The organism is Frankia sp. CoBUL1 (assembly GCF_978021245.1).
On the sequence record NZ_CDXDOS010000016.1, the window covers coordinates 1 to 6281 of the forward strand.

General features: G+C 73.0%; 4 protein-coding genes. 1 reads left to right on the top strand and 3 read right to left on the bottom strand.

The genetic code is table 11. The features are described 5' to 3' along the window. Positions 1-61 precede the first annotated feature (61 nt). Both AC08OX_RS03150 and AC08OX_RS03155 read right to left on the bottom strand, forming a co-directional pair. Entirely contained in the window at positions 62-1171 is a 1110-nt protein-coding gene (locus tag AC08OX_RS03150) for an acyl-CoA dehydrogenase family protein (RefSeq protein WP_476606417.1), read from the bottom strand. Between the two features lie 87 nt (positions 1172-1258). Continuing rightward, positions 1259-2437, bottom strand: a complete 1179-nt coding sequence (locus tag AC08OX_RS03155) for an acyl-CoA dehydrogenase family protein (protein WP_476606418.1) — start codon at positions 2435-2437, stop codon at positions 1259-1261. Between the two features lie 261 nt (positions 2438-2698). Between AC08OX_RS03155 and AC08OX_RS03160 the strand changes: the two genes are divergently transcribed. Beyond that, the gene (locus AC08OX_RS03160; RefSeq protein WP_476606419.1) at positions 2699-4492 is read left to right on the top strand and encodes a glycerol-3-phosphate dehydrogenase/oxidase; all 1794 of its coding nucleotides are present in this window, start codon (positions 2699-2701) and stop codon (positions 4490-4492) included. 79 nt (positions 4493-4571) lie between these two features. On the opposite strand, the gene AC08OX_RS03165 is transcribed toward AC08OX_RS03160, so the two are convergent. Continuing rightward, positions 4572-6026 (bottom strand): dihydrolipoyl dehydrogenase family protein, encoded by a 1455-nt coding sequence (locus AC08OX_RS03165; RefSeq protein WP_476606420.1) that lies wholly within the window; start codon positions 6024-6026, stop codon positions 4572-4574. Positions 6027-6281 lie beyond the last annotated feature (255 nt).

Here is a 6281-nt window from a genome sequence, read left to right on the forward strand (position 1 = left end):
GCTAAGGACCAGCACCGCCGAGGAACCAGCACCGCTGCGAGTGCTGCGGGATCGGGTGCGGTCAGGGCAATGCGTCGACGGTCAGCACCGCGATGCGCTCCAGATGCGCAGGGGTGTCACCAAAAGCAGGAATCTGGCGTTTGGCCCGCTTGTAAAAGAAGTGCGCGTCATGCTCCCAGGTGTAGCCGATCCCCCCGTGGTACTGGATCATCGCCGCGGTGGCCTCCCCGGCGGCCTGGTTGGCCTTGCTCTTCGCCACCGCGAGCGCCAGCTCCGCGTCGGGCAGGGCAGTGTCGAGCGCGTGCGCCGCGTACAGCACCGCATGCTCGGCCATCGTGACAGCGACATGCAGATCGGCGAGATAGTGCGCGAGTGCCTGGAACGAACCGACCGGCCGGCCGAACTGCACCCGATCGATGTCGTGGGCGACGGTCCGGGTCAGCGCGGCTCGCGCGACACCGACGAGGTCCGCGGCCGTGAGCAGTGCGCCACGACGGACCAGGTCCGCGGCGACCGCGGGGTCGGAGGCCGGCAGCCGGGTCGCGGGCGCGTCGGCCAGAGACAGCGAGGCCAGCCGGGTGGTGCCGTCGAAGCCGCGCTGGGTGGTGACCGTCACCCCCGGGCCACGCGGATCGAGCAGATAGAGCCCGACCCCGGCGGGGTCGACGGCGGCGACCACCACGAGCCCGGTGACCTCGAGATACTCGACGCCGGACGCGACACCGCCCAGCCGACCGCCCGCGGTCGCGCGGACCGCGATGCCGGTATGGTCGTATCCCCCGCCCGGGCCCCGCAGCGCCACGGTGGCCACCAGGTCCCCGGCGGCGAGGGGGGCGAGCACCGCCGCCGCCTGGTCCGCCGAGCCGGCGAGCCGCACCGCCTCGCCCGCGAGCACGGTCGGCAGCCAGGGCCCCGGGATCACCCCCGCTCCGAACGCCCGCGCGATGATCTGTGCGTCGAGCAACCCGAGCCCGAGACCGTCGAACCGCGCGGGCACGCACACCGCGAGCCAGCCCTGTTCGCCGATCGCCTTCCACAGCTCGGGGGGGTGCCCGTCACCGTCGGGATCGGTGAAGACCGCGCGGACGGCGGTCAGATCGAAGCGGTCGGCCAGGAAGTCCCGGACGGTGGCGGCGAGCGCGCGCTGCTCGTCGGTGAGGGCGAAGAACACGGGCTCGGACCTCCGGAGGCGGGGCGAGGCGGGATCAGCGGGATGAACAGGACCGGGCACGGGCACGGGCCCGAATCGCGACCATGATCATGATCCGCGTGGCAGGCCGAGGACCCGCTCCGCGACGATCGTGCGCTGTACCTGCGAGGATCCACCCCAGATGGTGACGGAGCGGGTCCAGAAGCTCTCCTGCCGCAGCGTCGTCAGATCGAGGTCCGCGGTGGGGTGGGTGAGCGCCACATCGGCGCCGAGCAGCGCATCAAAGGTCTCGAACAGGTCCTGGTACGTCTCCGACCACTGCAGTTTGGTGATCGACGACTCGGCCCCCAGGTCATGGCCCTGCTCTACCTGGGTGAGGACGTGCATCGAGTGGTAGCGCAGGCATTCGAGCTCGACCATGCGCCGGCCCAGCTCCTGGCGCAGCACCGGGTCGGTGTCGCGCCCGAGCGCCCGGGCGACCCGGACGATCTCGTCGTAGCTGCGCCGGAAGCCGGTGTACTGACTGATCCCGGACGCGCCGCGCTCGAACGACAGCAGAAGCATCGCCGTCGCCCAGCCGTTGCCGATCCCGCCCAGGCACTCCGACGCCGCCACCCGCACGTCGGTGAGGAAGACCTCGCCGAACTCGCTGACGCCGCTCATCTGCCGGATCGGCCGGACCTCCACCCCGGGAGCGTGCATGTCGATGAGCAGCAGCGAGATGCCGTGATGGCGCCGGCTGCCGGGCTCGGTCCGGACCAGGGTGAAGATCTTGTCGCCGCGGTTCGCGAACGTCGTCCAGACCTTCTGCCCGTTGACCACGTACTCGTCCCCGTCGAGCACCCCGGACGTACGCAGCGCCGCGAGGTCGGAGCCCGCGCCGGGTTCCGAGAAGCCCTGGCACCAGATCACCTCGTTGCGCAGCATCGGCCCGAGGATGTCGCGCTTCTGCTCGGGCGTCCCGACCGTCATCACCGTCGGCGCGAGGAAGGCCAGGCCCAGCGTGTTGACCGAGCGCGGCGCCCGGGCGAGCTGCGTCTCCTGGTCGTAGATGGCCCGCATCCCCGGGGTACCGCCCCGGCCGCCGTACTCCACCGGCCAGTCGATCCCGGCGAAGCCCGCGAGCGCCTTGCGCCGTTCCCAGTCCCGCCGCAGGTCGAAGCCCTCGGCCTCCCCCACACCGGCCCAGAACCCGGGCTCCGTCCAGGCGGCGGGGATGTTCTCGGCGAGCCAGGCCCGCAACTCGGCACGGAACCGTTCCTCGGCCGGCGGGTGGGTCAGGTCCATGCGTTGACCTCCATCTGGTGTTGACCTCCGTCTGGTCGCCCATCTGGTCGCCTTACACGGGATCCCGGGACGGTCGCACTCGCATCCCACCACGCCCCGGCCGGACGTTCACAGACGTTCATGGACGTTCAGCGATCCCGCGCCCGGGCGCCGGACACCGGACACCGACAGCCGGCACGATGGGTGGCGAGCCGCCGGAGCGTCCCGGGCGATCACGGCGACGGGACGCGAGGACGTTCGCAGGAGAGGAAGCAACTGGCGATGACGCCGACCAGACACGGAACCCCGACCGCCCGGCTCGACCAGGTCGGCCGCGCTGAGGCACTGCGCCGGATGGGAGCGGATCCGGTGGATGTGGCCGTGATCGGCGGCGGGGTCACCGGTACGGGGGTGGCGCTGGACGCGGTGACCCGGGGCCTGTCCGTCGCCCTGGTCGAGGCGCGCGACCTCGCCGCCGGCACGTCCAGCCGGTCGAGCAAGCTCATCCACGGCGGGCTGCGGTATCTCGAGCAGCTCAACGCCCCGCTGGTCCGGGAGGCGCTGCGGGAGCGCTCCCTCATGCTGGACACGCTCGCGCCCCATCTGGTCCGGGCCATCCCGTTCCTGCTGCCGTTGACCCGCCACGGTTGGGAACGTGCCTACATCGGCAGTGGCGTGCTGCTCTACGACACCCTCGGGCAGGGGCTGGCCCGCGTCGGGCCGGGCGGCGACGCCACCATGCCCCATCACCGGCACCTGACCCGCAAGGCTGCGCTGCGGGAGTTCCCGTCGCTGCGCCCGGACGCCCTCGTCGGCGCGATCCAGTACTGGGACGGCCAGGTCGACGATGCACGGCACACCGTGTTCGTCGCGCGGACCGCTGCTCGCTACGGGGCGCTCATCGCGACCAGCGCGCGGGTCACCGGCTTCCTGCGGGAGGGCGACCGGGTCGCCGGCGTGCGGGTGCGTGACCTCGAGTCGGGCGCCGAGATCGAGCTGCGGGCCCGCCAGACGATCAACGCCGCCGGGGTGTGGACCGACGAGATCCAGGCGATGGTAGGCGGGCGTGGCCAGCTGTCGGTCCGGGCCTCCAAGGGAGTGCACATCGTCGTGCCCCGCGACCGCATCCATGGCGTCACCGGCCTGATCCTGCGCACCGAGAAGAGCGTGCTGTTCGTCATCCCGTGGGGCAGCCACTGGATCATCGGCACCACCGACACCGACTGGAGCCTCGGCCTCGACCTCGCCCATCCGGCGGCCAGCAGCGCCGACATCGACTACCTGCTCGGCACGGTCAACCGGGTGCTGCGCACGCCGCTCACGGCGGCGGACATCACCGGGGTGTACGCCGGGCTGCGCCCGCTGCTCGCCGGGGAGTCCGAGGACACCTCGCGGCTGTCCCGCGAGCATGCCGTGGTCAGCCCCCTCTCCGGGCTGACGATGGTCGCCGGCGGGAAGTACACGACCTACCGGGTGATGGCCGCCGACGCCGTCGACGCGGCCGTGCACGGCATGAACCGGGCGGTGCCGCCGTCGTGCACCGAGAAGATCCCGTTGCTCGGCGCGGACGGGTTCCCCGCGCTGTGGAACGCCCGGGAGACCCTCGCCCGCCGCGCGGGGCTGCACGTCGGCTGGATCGAGCACCTCCTGCACCGCTACGGCACCCTCACCGAGGAGCTTCTGGACCTCATCGAGACGCGGCCGGATCTCGCCCAGCCGCTGCGCGGGGCATCGACCTACCTGGCCGCGGAGGCGGTTTACGCGGCCTCCCACGAGGGGGCGCTGCACCTGGAGGACGTGCTCACCCGGCGGACCCGCGTCTCGATCGAGACCATCGACCGGGGGGTGGAGGCCGCCGAGCACGTGGCCGATCTCATCGCCCCCGTGCTCGGCTGGGACCAGGCGACCCGCGCCCGCGAGGTCGCGCACTACCTCGCCCGGGTGGAGGCCGAACGTGCCTCCCAGCGGCAAGCCGACGACGCGACCGCCGACGCGGCCCGGCTCGGCGCGCCCGACGTGCGCCGGCTGGGCCGGACGAACCACCGCGCCCCGGCTGCGACCGGCGGACCACCCTGAAGGCTCGGCCAACCCGATCCGCGGCCCCGCCCAGGCGGTTCGGTGCCGCGGTCCGCGCAACGACGTCCACGCAACGACGTCATCCGTATACCTCCAACAGTCGCAGCCAGACCTCGCTGACTGTCGGGAACGACGGGACCGCGTGCCACAGCCGCTCCAACGGCACCTCTCCGACAATCGCGATCGTGGCCGCGTGCACCATCTCCTGGGTGTCCGGACCGGTGAAGGTTGCTCCCACGAGCACCCGGCGGGCCTCGTCCACGACGATCTTCGACGTGCCCGTGATCTCCTCCCCCCGCACCGACGCGCCGGCCACCGATCCGGTCGGCACGCTCACGGCCCGCACGGCGATCCCGGCCTCCCGCGCGGCCCGCTCGGTCAGTCCGACCGCGCTGACCTGCGGATCGGTGAAGGTCACCCGCGGGACGGCCGCCGGGTCGGCCAGGTCGCGCACGGGAGCGCCGGCGAGGTCCCGGCGGCCAGTGATGACGTCGGCCGCCAGCCGGGCCTGGTACTTGCCCATGTGGGTGAGCAGCGCGCGGCCGCAGACGTCGCCGACCGCGTAGAGCCAGTCCCCCGCCACGCCGACCGCGCGGAGCCGGTCGTCGACCTCGATGAACCGCCCGGGTTGCAGGCCCACTGTCTCCAGGCCCAGATCGCCGGTCGCCGGGGTGCGCCCGACGGCGACCAGAATCTCGTCGGCGACCACGGCATCGCGGCGCGGCCGCCGCTCACCCGACTCAGCCGACTCCACCGTGACGGTCACCGGCCCGGCCGGGCCGTCCGGTCCCGTCCGGGCCCGGCGGACCTCGACCGCCCGGCTTCCGAGCCGCACCGTGATGCCGGCCGCCTCGAAGGCGGCCCGCAACTGCTCGCCGACGAACTCCTCCTCCCGGACGAGCAGCCGGGGTGACCCCTCGATCAAGGTCACCTCCGCGCTACCGAGCCGGCGGAAGGCCTGGGCCAGTTCCACCCCCACGGCGCCGCCGCCAAGCACCACGAGGCGGTGCGGGACCTTCCGCGCGCCGGTCGCGGTCCGGTTGTCCCACGGTTCGGCGTCGGCGAGGCCGGGGATCGGTGGAACAGTGGCCCGCGTCCCGGTGGCCACGACCACGGCTCGGGACGCGGTCAGCACCCGGCGGGTGCCGTCCAGCAGCGTCACCGCGACCCGGCCGGCGGGCCCCGCCAGGCGCCCGGTCCCGCGCACCAACTCGACGCCCTTGTCGACCAGCCAGGGCACCTGGGAGGAATCGGAGTAGTCGCCCACCATCCAGTCTCGCCGGGCGAACGCCGCGGCGACGTCGACGGGTCCGGTAACCGCCGACGCCGCGCCGGGAACGCGGCGGGCCGCCGCCAGCACCTCCCCCGGCCGCAGGAGGGTCTTGCTCGGGATACAGCCCCAGTAGCTGCACTCCCCGCCGACGAGCTCGCGTTCGACGACGATGACGGACAGACCAGCGTCGGCACAGCGGCCGGCGACGTTCTCGCCCGCGGGCCCGGCGCCGAGCACGATCACGTCCACGTCGGCATCCATGGCCGCCTCCCCTGCCCTACCCGGCTCGCTCACAAGCCCTCCGTCGCTACTCGTCACAATCTGCCGCTCGATCCACGCCAACCGAAGATCATCGGGAACTTTCGGGGTCCCGGTCCGGACGGTCCGTGGCCGGGCCGGCGCGGGCGCCGGCTCGGAGACGAGAAGCACGTGCACCACGGACGGGGAAGCACGGATGCAGCACGGAGAATGGCGTCAGGAGCGCCGGGCCGGGCCCGTCCCGGCGACACGCCGGAG

Bases quoted from the DNA above. Each gene is read 5' to 3' on its own strand.
- AC08OX_RS03165 (WP_476606420.1), bottom strand. From the start codon at position 6,026: ATGGATGCCGACGTGGACGTGATCGTGCTCGGCGCCGGGCCCGCGGGC.
- AC08OX_RS03160 (WP_476606419.1), top strand. From the start codon at position 2,699: ATGACGCCGACCAGACACGGAACCCCGACCGCCCGGCTCGACCAGGTC.
- AC08OX_RS03155 (WP_476606418.1), bottom strand. From the start codon at position 2,437: ATGGACCTGACCCACCCGCCGGCCGAGGAACGGTTCCGTGCCGAGTTG.